The sequence below is a fragment of the Flavobacterium cheongpyeongense genome (genome assembly GCF_003202435.1).
In the GTDB taxonomy this organism is placed as follows: domain Bacteria; phylum Bacteroidota; class Bacteroidia; order Flavobacteriales; family Flavobacteriaceae; genus Flavobacterium; species Flavobacterium cheongpyeongense.
Genome location: NZ_QJHK01000012.1, coordinates 113,446 through 128,205 on the forward strand (window position 1 = coordinate 113,446; position 14,760 = coordinate 128,205).

Below are 14,760 nucleotides of genomic sequence, written 5' to 3' on the forward strand. Positions count from 1 at the left end.
TTTACTGTCTAAACTTCATGACAACCTAAATAATCAGTATAATAAATTGTAGTACCTTTGTTAATCAACAGATAGAATATGACTAGGATTGAAATAAAAAATATTGGCCCAATATCAGATGTAATCTTTGAATTGAACAAGGTTAATATTTTGATGGGACCTCAAAGTAGCGGAAAAAGCACATTAGCAAAAATTATTAGTTTTTGTCAATGGGCAGAAAAAAGATATTTAATAGATGGGAATTTTGACTATGACATCAAAGAACAATTATTAGAATTTCATAGGCTAAGTGAAAATTATTTCAATGACAACTCATATTTTTCGTATTCCTCAGATTTTATAACAATATCATATAAAGGAAAAAAGCTTAAAAAAAGCTTTAGAAAAAAGAAAACAAATAAAGTATATCAAAAAACTAAAAATATTTATATTCCTTCAGAAAGAAACTTTGTTTCAGTTATTCCCAATCTATCAAAATTCAAGGAAACAAATGATAATATAATGAGTTTTGTTTATGATTGGTTTAGTGCCAAGAGAATATTTAACAAAAGTAATAATTTATCTATTTTAAATTTAGACATCAAATTTTACAGTAAATCTGAAAGTGATGTAGATATGCTAGTCTTAAAAAACAAAAAAGAAATTCAATTACGGGAAGGCTCAAGTGGTTTGCAATCTATTATTCCATTAATTATTTTAATAGAATATCTTACAGATTACATTTATAATAGACATATTTCAAATTCTGTTGACGAGAAGGATGCTTTAAAAGATTATTTATTAAAAAATCTAACTCGAATAATTGACTTTTCAAAATATGGAGAAAGCCCAATCGATTTAGGAGATATTGAACTACATAATGATGACATAAAAAAAATTTTTAACTCGTACCAAAAAGCAAAAGCTTTAGAAAATTATCATTTTACCAATTTTATAATTGAAGAACCAGAACAGAATTTATTTCCCACAACACAAAGAGATTTGGTAAACTATCTTTTTCATAAAATGACTGATAAAAGAGATCATTCTCTTATATTAACTACCCACAGTCCATATATACTTTATGCAATTAATAATTGCCTTATGGGGTATAATATTAAAGATAATATTACTGATGAAGATATCGATGAAATCAAAAACAAAGCATCTTGGATAAACCCTGATCTTGTTTCAATTTGGCAAGTCAAAGATGGCCAATTAATTTCTGTTAAAGATAATTCAACAAAAACTGTCACAAAACATTATTTCAACGAAATCACAAAAGATATAATGGATGAGTATTACGAAATGCTTAATTACTTCGAATATGATTCAAGAGATTAATGCAGTCATAAGGGCTCAAAACAATGGTGAAACAAATTCAAAAGAAATATTTGTAATTGACTATAAAAAAATTAATGGAGGTGATGTTGAAATCTTATCTGAAAGACCTGAACACGACTGTGTTATTTTATATAATGAAAGGAACATCTTTATTCACTATGTTGCATTTAAAGAAAATGCATTAAGAGTAAATACTCCACAAGGACAAGTTAAGCAATGTGAATGTATATTGTTCCCAAAGACTTTAAATGAAACAGATTGGATATTATGCATTGAAACTAAATATACAGAAAATCTTAAAATAGCTTTAGATGAAAAAGTAGATTATCCAAACACAATGATACATCAGATAATCAGCACAGTAAAATATTTCAGAGACAAGCAAATTATTCCAGAAAACAAAAAAGTTCATGCTATAGTATCATTCCCTAAATTAATTGAAAGTTTTAGTGAAGCATTCTTTACAAGAAGTGAAATGACTCGCGAAGAAATTTTAGAGAAATACAAAATCATTTTACGCCCTAGTAATGAAGCAGTTATAAAATCTAAAAAAACTATAAAAATTTAAAAAATCATTACATTAAAGATAACTTAGCTAAATTCAATTAGAATAATCATGAGCATAAACGCCTTTTTAGAAAAAGTAAAACAAACTCCAACCCAAATCACATTTCCTGAAACTATTGCAGTAATCGAAGAAAGTTACAATTTTACTCCAACTGCTTTCCAAAACGGAACACAACATAATGCTGCCGGAGAAAATTCTGGTTCCTGCAAATTATTTGCTTTCGCAAAATTGCAGAATTTAAGCAAAGAAGAAACGTTAGCTTGTTTTGGCGCCTTCTATTTTGAAGAAGTTCTAAAAGATCCAAACGGGACAAACCACCAAAACATTCGAAATTTCATTAACCTTGGCTGGGAAGGAATTCAGTTTGAAGGGAATGCTTTGGAACAAAAATAAATTATTTCAGATTTTTGATTTCGATTTAAAATCATCTTTATTCAATCAAAAATCGTTAATCAACATTCAAAAATCACAAATCAATAATGCGCTGGACCTTAAAACCAAAACCTTCTGAAGAAAAAATCAAGCATCTGGCACAAGCCTTAAATGTAGAAGACTTTGTAGCCACACTTTTGATTCAGCGTGGAATTGAAACTTTTGAGGATGCTAAAAATTTCTTTCGCCCGTCTTTAGAACATCTGCATGATCCTTATCTGATGAAAGATATGGACAAAGCCGTTGCCAGAATTGAACTGGCGATTGAAAATCAGGAAAACATTCTGGTATTTGGCGATTATGATGTAGATGGTACAACGGCGGTTTCTTTAGTTTCATCTTACCTGAAATCGCATTACCCCAATATTGCGACTTATATTCCGGATCGTTATGATGAGGGTTACGGAATTTCTTTTAAAGGAATTGATTTTGCCGACGACAACGGATTTTCACTGATTATTGCACTCGACTGTGGTATTAAATCCGTTGATCATATCGCCTATGCAAAAGCAAAAAACATTGACTTTATTATTTGTGACCACCACAGGCCCGGAGAAACTCTTCCGGATGCAGTAGCGGTTTTAGACCCAAAAAGAGAAGACTGCTCCTACCCTTACGATGAATTGTGCGGCTGTGGTGTTGGCTTTAAACTGATTCAGGCTTTAGGTCAAAACCGAAATGAAACCATTGAAGATTTGGTTCCGTATCTGGACTTGGTGGCTACAGCAATCGCTGCCGATATAGTACCTATTACAGGAGAAAACCGTGTACTGGCTTATTTTGGATTACAGGTTATTAACTCAGATCCAAGACCAGGAATAAAAGCTTTGGTTCATCAGGTAAAAAAGAAAACATTAGATATTACGGATGTTGTTTTTATTATTTCTCCCAGAATTAATGCGGCAGGAAGAATCAAACATGGCAATCATGCAGTGGAATTGTTGACCGAATTTAATTTTGAACAGGCACAGCAATTTGCATCCGAAATAGAACAATACAATGCAGACCGAAAAGATTTAGATAAAAAAATCACCAAGGAAGCTTTTCAGCAAATTATAGAAAATCAGGAAGAAGAGCGTTTTTCAACCGTGGTTTTTCAGGAAGACTGGCACAAAGGTGTAATCGGAATTGTGGCTTCCAGACTGATCGAAACCTATTACCGCCCTACATTGGTTTTTACTAAAAGTGGCGACAAATATGCCGCTTCGGCACGGTCTGTAAAAGGTTTTGATGTTTACAATGCACTCGATGCCTGTGCTGAACATCTGGAGCAATTTGGAGGTCACATGTACGCAGCCGGAATGACATTAAAAGCAGAAAACTATCCGGCTTTCAAAGCTGCTTTTGAAAAATGTGTGGAAGAAACGATCCATCCCGATATGCGCACTCCGGAAATCGAAATTGATGCCGAGATAAATTTCTCTGACATAACCCCTAAATTAATTCGGATTTTAAAACAATTTGAGCCTTTTGGTCCACAAAATATGACACCTGTTTTTATGACTAAAAACGTAAAAGATACAGGCTATGCAAAAACTTTAGGTGCAGATGATGAACATTTGAGACTTTTTGTCAAACAAAACAACTCTGAAGGCATTGCTGCGATTGGTTTTGGGCTCGGAAAAAAAATAAATATTACACATAATCAAACTCCGTTTCAGCTCGTATATACCATTGCTCAGAACGAATGGAACGAAACTATTACGAATCAGCTGATGCTGAAAGATATCAGAACAAATGAAAAATAAAGAAAAGAAAAACGACCCGTATCAGGCGTTGCGCTATAGAGAATTTAATGTTTTTTTATTGTTGCGTTTTGCCATGGTTTTTGCCTGGTCCATGCAGTTCATTGTAATTGAGTGGGAAGTGTACAGTTTGACTAAAAGCCCTCTTTCTCTTGGAATGATCGGATTGATGGAAGTAATTCCGGCTGTTTCGATGGCGTTATTTGCCGGGCATATAGTCGATCAGCGTGAGAAAAAAAGTTTATTGGTAAAATGCATTCTTGGATTTTCCGTAATTAGTTTCGGATTGTTTTTACTGACCTGGCCAAAGGTAGTCGGAGGATTTTCAGCAGATATTATTTTATATTCTATTTATGCTTTAGTGTTTTTAGGCGGATTGGTGCGTGCCTTTCTGGGGCCCACGATTTTCTCACTATTGTCTTTAATTATCCCTAAAAAAGCTTATCCAAATGCGGCTACCTGGAGCAGTTCTGTCTGGCAGATTGGAGCCGTTTTAGGACCGGCAGTTGCAGGATTTTCAATTAATTACATTGGCGTTCACTGGTCGATGTGTTCTGTTTTTGGCTGTTCTGTTTTTGCTTTGCTTGCCCTTTCACAAATCAGCAAAAAGCCAATTTTAAATCCTAAGATTGGAGAGCCTGTCATGGAAAGCCTGAAAGAAGGAATCAAATTTGTGTTCAACAACAAAACGATATTAGGTGTTCTTTCACTAGATATGGTTGCCGTTCTTTTTGGTGGTGCTGTAGCTTTATTACCTGTTTTTGCTCAGGATATTTTAAAAGTCGGACCGGAAGGATTTGGAGTATTAAGAGCCGCTCCAGCTATTGGCGCATTTATTACGATGCTAATTTCGGCTTATGTGCCTTTGTATAAAAAAGCGGGAATGAAACTCTTAATTGCTATTTTTGTTTTCGGATTATGCATTATCCTGTTCGGAATTTCGACCATTTTCTGGTTATCGGTTGTGGCATTGTTTTTAAGCGGAGTTGCCGACGGAATTTCGGTAGTGATCCGCCAGACCATTTTACAGCTAAAAACCCCAGATCATATGCGAGGGCGTGTTGCAGCTGTAAACTCAATGTTTGTTGGATCATCAAATGAATTAGGTGCTTTTGAAAGCGGATTAACAGCCAAATTAATGGGAACCGTGACCTCGGTAGTTTTTGGAGGAAGCATGACCTTGTTAACCGTTTTAGGTTTTGGAGCTGCTTCGCCAACTTTTAGAAATTTAGATCTTCAAAAAGACATGGAAGATCATCAAAATATGGAGTAATTTTTTTAAATCATATATGTTATGTAAGTTCTTATAAAAAATTACGATAAACTAAAATGAACTTATATAACGTATAGGGTTTAGTTTTTCACAATTTTATCAATTTTTTATTTAGAATTAATATAAATAATATTTATATTTGTTGAAATAAAGGATTTTGTAATGAAAGATATTGAGCAGATATACTATAACAATTTTGGAGTTGCCTTTTACTGGAAAAAGGAAAACAAAACAATATTAGACAAAGTACAATTGGTTTTTAGGGAAACCGGATTCTACCTTACGATAGCCGAATTAAATCAGTTTTGTGATTTGATTGAAGACAGCCTTATTGAAAATACTTGTTGTGAATCTTGTCAGCTAAAAAACAGCTGTCATAAGTTTTTACTTAAAACCCCTTTGCCTCAGGTTGATTTAGCGGTTTCAATGAAAGAAATAAAATCAATAAAAGATTTAGTTGAAGGGACTTTGTTTAGATTAGATCTTGATGAATATGTGTATGGAGCAGGTAAAAATTAGTTTTCGAATTTTTTTAGTTCGAAAGTTTCACCATCGAAAACACCGTATGTAAAATATCCAATCCAGTCACCTAAATTTACATATTTGGAGTCTTCTCCAACCGGAATAATCATCGGTAAATGACGGTGACCAAAAATAAAGTAGTTGTAATGTTTGGTTTCGAGTTTGTGTTTGGCGTACAATACCAGCCATTCGTTTTCTTCACCCAAAAATTTGACATCTTCGTCACCGGAAATCAGTTTGTTTTTAACGGATAAGTATTGCGCCAGACTTACACCAACATCCGGATGCAGCCAGCGAAAAAGCCATTTTGAAAACGGGTTGGTAAATACCTTTTTCATTCTTTTATAACCTTTATCACCGGGACCTTTTCCGTCACCGTGACCAATTAAAAATGTCTTTCCGTAAAAAGTAAATTCTTTATTGTCATGATAAACCGGGATATTCAATTCGGTCTCAAAATAATCGTTCATCCATAAATCATGATTGCCCACGAAAAAATAAATTGGAATTCCGCTGTCGCGAATTTCGGCCAGTTTCCCCAAAACACGAACAAAACCTTTTGGGACAACCGTTTTATATTCGAACCAAAAATCGAATAAATCGCCTACTAAAAAAATAGCTTCAGCATCTTCTTTCACCTCATCAAGCCAGGCTACGAATTTCTTTTCGCGAGGCAAACTCATTTCCGGGCTTGGAGCCCCAAAATGCTGATCAGAAGCAAAATATATTTTTTTCATTTATTGTTTTTTTTGTGAGATGTATTTTGTGAGATGTAAAACGTGAGACTAAACCATTTTGCTTCATGCTTCTCTCATTTTACTTTTTACAAATTATCAGAGGCGTACCATTCTGCAAATGAAGAATCGGTTTCCTGAAGTTTTAGGGAGAAAAGTTGGATTCTGTCAGGTAATCTTGCCACAATTCTTTTGGCAAAATCCACCACCATATTTTCACTGGTTGGCTGATAATCGACCAAAATTACATGATGACCACGGTTTTTTAGTTCATTTGCCAGTTCAATATGTGGTGTTGTTTCGTTAAAAACAGTAGCATGATCAAACTGATCGACGATTTCTTCTTTTACAATTTTCTTTAGATCCGAAAAATCGATTACCATTCCGAATTTTACATTCGACCGGTCTGTGATTGGCGAACCAATAACTGTTACCGATAATTTGTAACTGTGCCCGTGAACGTTTTTGCATTTTCCGTCGTAACCGTATAAAGCGTGTCCGGTTTCGAAACTAAATTGTTTTGTAATTCTGATATTACTCATCGGTTGTTTTTTGTGCAAATTTAGGAAATAGAAGCGAGAAATATTCTTTTAATGATAAAACGTCTCGATTTCGGTTTTAGCCCTGATCGAAGCGGCATCCTTTTGTGCCGGTGTTCGGCACAAAAGATACAGCGAAGAGCAGGAAATTGCTCCTGAAAAAACTACTTCTTAAACTGCAATAAAGCTTTTTTTGTAAAATTGGACAAAACCAGTTTTCCGGTAATTTTAGCACGCTCGATAAGTAGGGATTCCCATTGTTCTGTACCTTCCCAAATAATTTTCTTCATTTCGAGTAAAGCCTCGGGGTTGTACAAACTGAGTTTTTGCGCAAAATTTTCGACTTCTGCATCAAGTAAATCGGCATTGTAAAGAGCTGAAAAAAGTCTGTTTTGCAAGGCCCAGCTTGCCGGTTTCCATTCGTGGGCCGCCAACGCCATTTCGGTCATGGCCACTTTACCGATTTTACGGGAAACAGCAGGCTCGATGACAAACGGTCCGATGCCAATAGCAAGTTCGGAGAGTTTCACGGCACTTTCGGGTGTTGCCAAAACGTAATCGCAGGCGGCGATAATACCAACTCCTCCTCCAACGGCTTTTCCCTGAACCCGTCCGATGATGAGTTTGGTACAGTTTCGCATTGCGTTTAACAAATGCGCAAAACCAGAGAAAAATTCGGTTCCCTGCTCTTCGTTTTGTACCTTCAGAAGTTCATCAAACGATGCTCCGGAACAGAATACTTTTGAACCTTCGCTTTGCAGAATAATAACGGAAACGGCTTCATTTCGGCTTAATAAATTGATTTCGGCTGTCAGTCGATCCAGTAATTTACGAGGAAAAGAGTTACTTGCGGGATGTCCGAACTGAAGGGTTGCGACTGTATTTTTGAAGGAAGTTTGTAAACTTCCGTTTAATTTTTCAGAACTCATAAAAATAGTTTTAAACGTAAAGTTACGGTTTTGAAAAATATTTTGCCTGAAACTGTCTTAAATTTGTTTTTTGAAAATTAATTGACTTTATTTGCTGTGGAATTGGGGGATTAGCTCATTTGGCTAGAGCGCTTGCCTGGCAGGCAAGAGGTGACCGGTTCGAATCCGGTATTCTCCACAAACTAGAAACTCAGGTTCAAAAGACCTGAGTTTTTTTTATTTCTCATTAGCAGTATCTTCAAAATCCGGTTCGTCTTCTTCAGATTTTTTATAGTCATTGTTTAGAAACTCTGTCAGTTTCTGTTTCTCTTTTTGATTTTTTTTAATCATAAACAAAATCAAAACTATTAATCCCGCAGCAAAAGCGCCTAATACTATCCAGTTGATTTCCATAACCCTAATTTTTAAATCAAAAATACAACTTTTAAAATCCCGGAATATTATCTAAAAGTTAAACCTCTCCATTATGTTAAACTCCTTTAAGAGCCTTTTATATCCGGACTATTATAATTAAATTGCTGTCAGGGATAAAATCAAACCCGACTATAATAAACCAATCGTCATGGATTCTGATCAATTTATTTTCTGCCTTGAAGGCGTTTTAGATGTAGAAAACGACATCGCTACTGAGGTTGTTAAAAGCTTAGAAAAACTGGCCTTTAATCAGGGCATTTCGAGTATTTACAAAACCTGTGATACTATCGAAGGACTGGAAGAGAGCCTGAATACGTTACTCTATGACGATCATAATTTTAAGGATTACGAAATTATCTACCTGGTAATGAAAGGCGAAGCCAATACTATTTGCCTGAATAATTACTATTACAGCCTTGAGGAGATTGCCGAAATCTTTGAAGGCAAAATGAAAGGTAAAATACTGCATTTTGCCAATTCAAAAATACTGGATCTTAATGAAGAGGAAGCGCAATATTTTCTGGACATTACAGGGGCACGTGCAATTTCCGGCTACGGAACTTTTTCTAACAAATTTACCAGCACGGGTTCTGTTGATAAGGCCTTTTTCAAATTATGCCAGGAACAAGATGACCTTATTGAAATCGTAGAAACACTTTACGAAAAGCATTATGATCTTTGTAAATTGCTTGATTTTAGGCTGTATTATTAGTTTCAGGAACAGATTATCTGTTCTCAAAAAGAAGTTTTTGTCCCGCTATCCGTTTTACCCAAGCCTATAGTGAACTGACGAAGTAATCTTTTCTGCCGAACCCCGGCACAAAAGGATGCCCCTTCCATCAGGGCTAGCTTAGAAATTTTATCTTTTTAAGCCCTCCGCCAATAAAAAAGCTCTCAATTAAGAGAGCCTTTCAATTCTATCATTACAAATCACTTTACGCCTGGTCATCAGTTGCAGCCTCCGGTGCATTTGTTTTTACCGAGGCAATACCATTATCTCTGGCTGCCGTGCTTTCGTACATTTCGCTTGCACCTATGATTTGGCCGTTTGATGCTTTTAAATTAAAATAAGGCTTTCCATTTGAAGATTCTTTCTTATCAAATTTCGAATCATCCTGCGAATTTGTTTTCACAGATTCTATTCCGTTTAAACAAGCTGCTTTACTGGAATACCCTTCGCTTGTTAAGATGGTCTGTCCGTTGCCGGCTTTTAAATTAAATTGAAACTCCCCGTTAGCTCTCTTGGTAATGACAAATTTGCCCATACTGTTTTTTTGATTTAAATTAAAAATATTTTTATTTTGCTTCTATAAAATTACAAAACTTAGAAATACATTTTTACGATTACCCTTAAATTATTGAATTATAAACTACTTCAATAAAAATCCCAATCGAATCGATCCGTAAAAATAGCCTGTATTGGTATTCGTATCCGGGTCTTTTAATTCTTTTCCGCGGTACATGAAAGAATACGAAATATTAAAATTATTATGACGGTATTTAAAACCGGCTTCGGCATTAAACCGCAAGGGTTGCAAATCAAAAGTCAACGGACTTGTATCATTAAACATGCTGCCCTGAATCGTTGCGTCATAAAATTGATAATTAACACCAGGCATGGCATAAAAGTAAAATTCACGAATAGTATGTTGCGATTCAAAACTTACCGAAGCATCATGCAGGTTAGAATCGTAGATGGGCAGTAATTTTTTTAAACCAAATCGGGCTAAAACCCCTGTGGAAACTCCTGTGAAGATCGTTCCCAAACTGGCTTCAGACTGAAAGTGGGCATCAATAAAATCGTGGTGTTTTTTTGAAAATAGTTTTTTCGAATACATTATATGCACCTGTAGTGCCAATGCATTATGAAGCTGATTTTCCCAGCCATATACTTTTTTATATCCAATGATCTTATGGAAATTTTCCTGCGTTTCTTTACCCAAGGCATTAGCCCCCATATAACCAATCTGAAAGTCAGTTTTCAAAACCGATTCGCTTTGGTAGAAAAAACTACGTCCTGCTTCTGCAAAAAGATACCCAGTAAAAGGGCGGTCGTTAATTGTTACTGCTTCCTGATTAATAAATCTCGGATTATAAATATATTGCCCGATTCTGAATTCGGTAATTTTTTTATTGATTTTTTCGTTGCTGTTTTTCGACAAAAACCTGTAAAAAAACTCCAGTCCATTGGTATAATACATATCATTTTTAAATGAAGTGTACAAATCATTATCCGTGATAAAACCCAATTCTGAAGTTTTACCCTGAGAAAAACCTAAAACCGATGTCAGCACCAAAAGCTGAAAGAAGCCTTTTTTACTTACTCTCATAATTTATTTTACCAACGGCTCGCATTTCCCGAACAATTCTTTCTTTTCGTCTGTTGATATAACTTGAAGACCCTGTTGCCTTAAACTTACGTGGATTGGGCAAAATAGCAGCAATACCGGCTGCCTGCATTGGTGTCAGACTCGAAGCGTCACGTCTGTACCAATACTCTGTTGCTGCATAAGCACCGTATACGCCATCACCCATTTCAATGCTGTTGAGGTAAACTTCCATGATCCGTTCTTTGCCCCAAATAAGTTCAATTAAAACGGTAAAATAAGCTTCGAGACCTTTACGGAAATAGCTTTTTCCCTGCCAGAGAAAAACATTTTTGGCTGTTTGTTGCGAAATGGTACTTCCACCACGAATCCTGCGCCCGCGTGAATTGCTTTTATAGGCTTTTTGGAGCGCTTTGAAATCGAAACCGTTGTGGTATAAAAAAGTTCCGTCTTCACTGGCAATAACGGCTTTTTGAAGATTCTTGGAAATCTTTTCTATTGGTTCCCAGTTATGATCGAAATACACTTCTTTATCAGACATTTTGTTCTCGATTACCCGTATCACCATAAGTGGCGTAAAAAACACCGGAACGTATTTGAATAGTACAACTGATGCAATCGAAAGCCCGAAAAACCATAAGGCGGCTTTAATGAAAAACCATTTGATTTTTTGTCCCCAAGAGCGGTTTGATTTCTTAGAAGCAGGTTTCGATTTACCTGCAGTTGTTTTTTTGGGTATTGGTTTTTTAGTTGCCATTATATTAAATCTGCTAATTCTGTTCCTATTAAACTGCCTATTGCGACTCCCATACCGCCTAAACGAACGCCACAAAACACGTTTTCAGACAGTTGCAAAACAACAGGTTTTTTACTGTTTCCGACTCCCATAATGCCACTCCAGCGATGGGCGATCTGAAAATCCTGATTTGGTAAAATTACGTTTTTCAGTAAATCTTCCAATTTATTTTGTACAATTTTGGTTTGACCGAATTCGGTAGTATTTTCTGTTGCAAAATCTAAGTTTCTTCCTCCGCCAAGGAGAATTCTGTCTCCAATATTTCTGAAATAATAATACCCGCGATCTAAATGAAAGGTACCTTTTATATCTAAATTAGAAATTGGCTCTGTAATTAAAACCTGAGCTCTGGCTGGTTGAACGGCTCCCTGAGTCAGCACTTTTGCAAAACCATTTGTCGCAAAAAGTATTTTTTGTGTTTTAAAACTAAAATCCCCCAGCACAACTTCAACATGGTTTCCTGCATCAGCATAAGAAGTTACGGTTTGCTGATTCAAAATTAAAATATTGGCAGCAACAGCTTGTTTAAGCAATTCCTGCATCATATTTCCGGTATCGATTTGTGCCTCAAACGGATTAAAAATCAAATACTCATTTATGTTTTGAAATCCAAATCGGTCAATTTCTTTGGTAAAAACTTCTGCTTTAAAAAGTGGCTTCAAAATTTCATTGATAAACGGTAGTCTTGCCATACATTCGTTAAAAGCGCTCTCATCATCTTTCAAAAACAATTCATATCCGCCATGAGGCCTGAAATCTATTACGGTATCTCCTACCCTTTTTCGAAGCAATTGTAATCCCTGCCAGCGTTTTTCTATGAGTTGAACCACATCTTCTTCGGTGTGTGTTTTCAGGTCATCCATAATTTCAGAAAGGCTTCCGAAACAGGCAAAACCGGCATTTTTGGTACTCGCACCCTGAGGTAATATTCCTTTTTCTAAAACGAGAATTTTTGCTGACGGAAATCTTTCGCGTAGGCGCAATCCGGTATGAAGACCTACAATTCCGCTTCCAACTATGGTATAATCTACATTTGTGAACCAGTTTTTTAGTTCCCAATAACTTAATTCCATTTATCAATTTTTTATAAAAATACTGATTTTTTGTTCCAAAAAATAAATTTCAATTTTAACAATTATTAAGGTTCAGAATTTAACTAATAAGGTTTCAAATGTTGTATTTTTAGCACTACGAAAATTAGATTTTTTATTATGAAAAAAGTATTATTTATAACCTTATTAATGATGAGTTTAAATGCTATCGGACAAAATGTAATGTCACAGGAATTGTTATGGAAATTAGGAAGAGTAACACCACTTGGACTTTCAAAAGATGCTAAAAATATTGTTTTTAAGGTTTCAACTCCTTCTGTTGAAGAAAACAAATCCAATTCGAAATATTATATTTTGCCTGTAAATGGTGGAAATGCAACAGAGATCAGGGATACCAAAGATGTTCTGGCAGATAAAAACATTTCCCCTGACGGAAAATTTTTAGTTTACAATGAAGAGGTGAAACTGGAAAAAGTCTTAGGTAAAGATTTCTACCCAAACCTTGACAAATCCGAAGCCCAAATTTATGATGGTCTGGATTATCGTCATTGGGATACCTGGAACGAAGGCAAATTCAATCACGTTTTTTATAAGGAAAACAAAGAAGATGCAACCGGAATTGACATTCTAAAAGGCGAAAACTTCGATTCTCCTCAAAAACCTTTTGGCGGAGACGAAGATTACATTTGGTCTCCGGACAGTAAAAGTATTTTGTATGTGTGCAAGAAAAAAGCAGGAACCGCTTACGCAATTTCTACTGATACCAATATTTACGAGTACAATCTGGAAACTCAAAAAACAGTAAACAGAACCGAAGGCAACTTAGGTTATGATACAGCCCCGCAATTTTCTCCAACTGGAAACCTGACCTGGCTGCAAATGAAACGCGATGGTTATGAATCTGACAAAAATGATATTATTGTTGAATTCAAAGGCATCAAACAAAACTTAACCGCTAATTGGGATGGTACTGTAGATAGTTTTATCTGGAGTAAAGATGGTAAAAAAGTGTTTTTTACAGCAGCTGTTGATGGTACAAAACAACTTTTTGAAGTTAATTTTCCTGGGGCGACCCGAATTGCAATTCAGGTACATCAAATTACCAATGGGGATTTTGACGTAAATGATTTAATTGGTTTTTCAGAAGATAACATTATTGTAACCAGAACAGACATGAATCATGCTGCAGAAATTTTTTCTTACAATTTGAAGAAAAACACTTGGAAACAATTATCAAATGTAAATACCGAAACATACAAAACACTCACTTTAAGCAAAACAGAGAAACGTTATGTTACTACTACCGATGGGAAGAAAATGCTGGTTTGGGTGATTTTACCTCCAAATTTTGATGCTTCAAAAAAATATCCAACTTTATTATTCTGTCAGGGTGGTCCACAAGCTGCATTGACACAATCGTATTCTTTCCGTTGGAATTTCTCTTTAATGGCTGCTAAAGGTTATGTGGTTGTAGCACCTAACCGTCGCGGAATGCCGGGTCACGGGGTTGAATGGAACGAACAGATCAGTAAGGACTGGGGAGGTCAGGTTATGGATGACTATCTTTCTGCAATTGATGATGTAGCCAAAGAAAATTACGTTGACAAAGGGCGTTTGGGTTGTGTTGGGGCAAGTTATGGAGGGTACTCTGTATTTTATTTAGCCGGAATTCATAAAAACCGTTTTAAGACATTTATCGCTCATGATGGTGTTTTTAACACACAAAGTATGTTTGGAACAACCGAGGAGGTTTTCTTTAACAATTGGGATTTTGGTGGTGCTTATTGGGAAAAAGATAATGCGATTGCGCAAAAAGCGTACACCACATTTAATCCCGCAACTTTGGTTGGGAACTGGAATAAACCCATTTTAATTGTTCAGGGAGGAAAAGATTTCCGCGTGCCAATCGGACAAAGTCAGGAAGCTTTTCAGGCGGCTCAGCTAAGAGGCATCAAAAGTCGTTTGCTCTATTTCCCGGATGAAAATCACTGGGTTTTAAAACCTCAGAATGCTCAGGTTTGGCAAAACGAATTTTTTAAATGGCTCAACGAAACCCTTTAATTAAAAACTAAAACAATAATTAGCCACAGATGTATGGTCTGTGGC

General features: G+C 35.7%; 16 protein-coding genes and 1 tRNA gene. 9 read left to right on the forward strand and 8 right to left on the reverse strand.

Translation table 11 applies throughout. The features are described 5' to 3' along the window. Positions 1 to 78: 78 nt before the first annotated feature. The 6 genes from DMB65_RS14110 to DMB65_RS14135 all read left to right on the forward strand — a co-directional run bounded on the left by DMB65_RS14110 (position 79) and on the right by DMB65_RS14135 (position 5,860). Entirely contained in the window at positions 79 to 1,323 is a 1,245-nt protein-coding gene (locus DMB65_RS14110) for an ATP-binding protein (protein WP_110307285.1), read from the forward strand. Next, positions 1,307 to 1,891, forward strand: a complete 585-nt coding sequence (locus DMB65_RS14115; RefSeq protein WP_110307286.1) for a hypothetical protein — start codon at positions 1,307 to 1,309, stop codon at positions 1,889 to 1,891. Before DMB65_RS14110 ends, DMB65_RS14115 begins: the two co-directional genes overlap by 17 nt. 48 nt (positions 1,892 to 1,939) lie before the next feature. After that, the gene (locus DMB65_RS14120; RefSeq protein ID WP_110307287.1) at positions 1,940 to 2,284 is read left to right on the forward strand and encodes a HopJ type III effector protein; all 345 of its coding nucleotides are present in this window, start codon (positions 1,940 to 1,942) and stop codon (positions 2,282 to 2,284) included. Between the two features lie 86 nt (positions 2,285 to 2,370). Beyond that, positions 2,371 to 4,071 (forward strand): single-stranded-DNA-specific exonuclease RecJ, encoded by a 1,701-nt coding sequence (gene recJ / locus DMB65_RS14125; RefSeq protein WP_110307288.1) that lies wholly within the window; start codon positions 2,371 to 2,373, stop codon positions 4,069 to 4,071. Continuing rightward, a complete protein-coding gene (locus DMB65_RS14130) occupies positions 4,061 to 5,341 on the forward strand; it encodes an MFS transporter (RefSeq protein WP_110307289.1) in 1,281 nt (426 codons plus the stop codon). The genes recJ and DMB65_RS14130 overlap by 11 nt, the downstream gene beginning before the upstream one ends. Positions 5,342 to 5,503: 162 nt before the next feature. After that, positions 5,504 to 5,860, forward strand: a complete 357-nt coding sequence (locus tag DMB65_RS14135; RefSeq protein WP_110307290.1) for a hypothetical protein — start codon at positions 5,504 to 5,506, stop codon at positions 5,858 to 5,860. Here the strand turns inward: DMB65_RS14135 and DMB65_RS14140 are convergent. The 3 genes from DMB65_RS14140 to DMB65_RS14150 form a co-directional block, all read right to left on the reverse strand. Next, positions 5,857 to 6,600 carry a UDP-2,3-diacylglucosamine diphosphatase gene (locus DMB65_RS14140; protein WP_110307291.1) on the reverse strand — a complete coding sequence of 248 codons (744 nt, stop codon included), beginning with the start codon at positions 6,598 to 6,600 and terminating at the stop codon, positions 5,857 to 5,859. The genes DMB65_RS14135 and DMB65_RS14140 overlap by 4 nt on opposite strands. An 86-nt stretch (positions 6,601 to 6,686) precedes the next feature. Next, on the reverse strand, positions 6,687 to 7,139 hold the full coding sequence (locus DMB65_RS14145) for a 6-pyruvoyl trahydropterin synthase family protein (RefSeq protein ID WP_110307292.1): 453 nt from the start codon (positions 7,137 to 7,139) through the stop codon (positions 6,687 to 6,689). A gap of 161 nt (positions 7,140 to 7,300) precedes the next feature. Beyond that, positions 7,301 to 8,065, reverse strand: coding sequence for an enoyl-CoA hydratase/isomerase family protein (locus DMB65_RS14150; protein WP_110307293.1), 765 nt, complete (start codon positions 8,063 to 8,065; stop codon positions 7,301 to 7,303). 104 nt (positions 8,066 to 8,169) lie between these two features. Here DMB65_RS14150 and DMB65_RS14155 point away from each other — a divergent pair. After that, positions 8,170 to 8,243: transfer RNA gene (locus DMB65_RS14155), tRNA-Ala, on the forward strand. A 38-nt stretch (positions 8,244 to 8,281) separates the two neighbouring features. On the opposite strand, the gene DMB65_RS22165 is transcribed toward DMB65_RS14155, so the two are convergent. After that, positions 8,282 to 8,458, reverse strand: a complete 177-nt coding sequence (locus DMB65_RS22165) for a hypothetical protein (protein WP_165834943.1) — start codon at positions 8,456 to 8,458, stop codon at positions 8,282 to 8,284. 169 nt (positions 8,459 to 8,627) lie between these two features. Here DMB65_RS22165 and DMB65_RS14160 point away from each other — a divergent pair, with 169 nt between their 5' ends. Next, positions 8,628 to 9,191 carry a DUF6642 family protein gene (locus tag DMB65_RS14160; RefSeq protein WP_110307294.1) on the forward strand — a complete coding sequence of 188 codons (564 nt, stop codon included), beginning with the start codon at positions 8,628 to 8,630 and terminating at the stop codon, positions 9,189 to 9,191. A gap of 223 nt (positions 9,192 to 9,414) precedes the next feature. Here DMB65_RS14160 and DMB65_RS14165 read toward each other — a convergent pair whose 3' ends face one another. The 4 genes from DMB65_RS14165 to DMB65_RS14180 form a co-directional block, all read right to left on the reverse strand. Then, a complete protein-coding gene (locus DMB65_RS14165) occupies positions 9,415 to 9,744 on the reverse strand; it encodes a YegP family protein (protein WP_110307295.1) in 330 nt (109 codons plus the stop codon). Between the two features lie 105 nt (positions 9,745 to 9,849). After that, positions 9,850 to 10,809 carry a lipid A deacylase LpxR family protein gene (locus DMB65_RS14170; protein WP_110307296.1) on the reverse strand — a complete coding sequence of 320 codons (960 nt, stop codon included), beginning with the start codon at positions 10,807 to 10,809 and terminating at the stop codon, positions 9,850 to 9,852. After that, on the reverse strand, positions 10,796 to 11,563 hold the full coding sequence (gene mtgA, locus DMB65_RS14175; RefSeq protein ID WP_110307297.1) for a monofunctional biosynthetic peptidoglycan transglycosylase: 768 nt from the start codon (positions 11,561 to 11,563) through the stop codon (positions 10,796 to 10,798). The genes DMB65_RS14170 and mtgA overlap by 14 nt, the downstream gene beginning before the upstream one ends. Beyond that, complete coding sequence (locus DMB65_RS14180; RefSeq protein WP_110307298.1) at positions 11,563 to 12,675, reverse strand: NAD(P)/FAD-dependent oxidoreductase; 1,113 nt, start codon at positions 12,673 to 12,675, stop codon at positions 11,563 to 11,565. Before DMB65_RS14180 ends, mtgA begins: the two co-directional genes overlap by 1 nt. Before the next feature lie 138 nt (positions 12,676 to 12,813). Here DMB65_RS14180 and DMB65_RS14185 point away from each other — a divergent pair, with 138 nt between their 5' ends. After that, the gene (locus DMB65_RS14185) at positions 12,814 to 14,715 is read left to right on the forward strand and encodes a S9 family peptidase (protein ID WP_110307299.1); all 1,902 of its coding nucleotides are present in this window, start codon (positions 12,814 to 12,816) and stop codon (positions 14,713 to 14,715) included. Positions 14,716 to 14,760: the final 45 nt, after the last annotated feature.

What these genes read in the sequence shown, in the direction of transcription:
- DMB65_RS14110 (WP_110307285.1), top strand. Translation starts at nt 79, where the DNA reads ATGACTAGGATTGAAATAAAAAATATTGGCCCAATATCAGATGTAATC.
- DMB65_RS14115 (WP_110307286.1), top strand. Translation starts at nt 1,307, where the DNA reads ATGATTCAAGAGATTAATGCAGTCATAAGGGCTCAAAACAATGGTGAA.
- DMB65_RS14120 (WP_110307287.1), top strand. Translation starts at nt 1,940, where the DNA reads ATGAGCATAAACGCCTTTTTAGAAAAAGTAAAACAAACTCCAACCCAA.
- recJ (WP_110307288.1), top strand. Translation starts at nt 2,371, where the DNA reads ATGCGCTGGACCTTAAAACCAAAACCTTCTGAAGAAAAAATCAAGCAT.
- DMB65_RS14130 (WP_110307289.1), top strand. Translation starts at nt 4,061, where the DNA reads ATGAAAAATAAAGAAAAGAAAAACGACCCGTATCAGGCGTTGCGCTAT.
- DMB65_RS14135 (WP_110307290.1), top strand. Translation starts at nt 5,504, where the DNA reads ATGAAAGATATTGAGCAGATATACTATAACAATTTTGGAGTTGCCTTT.
- DMB65_RS14140 (WP_110307291.1), bottom strand. Translation starts at nt 6,600, where the DNA reads ATGAAAAAAATATATTTTGCTTCTGATCAGCATTTTGGGGCTCCAAGC.
- DMB65_RS14145 (WP_110307292.1), bottom strand. Translation starts at nt 7,139, where the DNA reads ATGAGTAATATCAGAATTACAAAACAATTTAGTTTCGAAACCGGACAC.
- DMB65_RS14150 (WP_110307293.1), bottom strand. Translation starts at nt 8,065, where the DNA reads ATGAGTTCTGAAAAATTAAACGGAAGTTTACAAACTTCCTTCAAAAAT.
- DMB65_RS22165 (WP_165834943.1), bottom strand. Translation starts at nt 8,458, where the DNA reads ATGGAAATCAACTGGATAGTATTAGGCGCTTTTGCTGCGGGATTAATA.
- DMB65_RS14160 (WP_110307294.1), top strand. Translation starts at nt 8,628, where the DNA reads ATGGATTCTGATCAATTTATTTTCTGCCTTGAAGGCGTTTTAGATGTA.
- DMB65_RS14165 (WP_110307295.1), bottom strand. Translation starts at nt 9,744, where the DNA reads ATGGGCAAATTTGTCATTACCAAGAGAGCTAACGGGGAGTTTCAATTT.
- DMB65_RS14170 (WP_110307296.1), bottom strand. Translation starts at nt 10,809, where the DNA reads ATGAGAGTAAGTAAAAAAGGCTTCTTTCAGCTTTTGGTGCTGACATCG.
- mtgA (WP_110307297.1), bottom strand. Translation starts at nt 11,563, where the DNA reads ATGGCAACTAAAAAACCAATACCCAAAAAAACAACTGCAGGTAAATCG.
- DMB65_RS14180 (WP_110307298.1), bottom strand. Translation starts at nt 12,675, where the DNA reads ATGGAATTAAGTTATTGGGAACTAAAAAACTGGTTCACAAATGTAGAT.
- DMB65_RS14185 (WP_110307299.1), top strand. Translation starts at nt 12,814, where the DNA reads ATGAAAAAAGTATTATTTATAACCTTATTAATGATGAGTTTAAATGCT.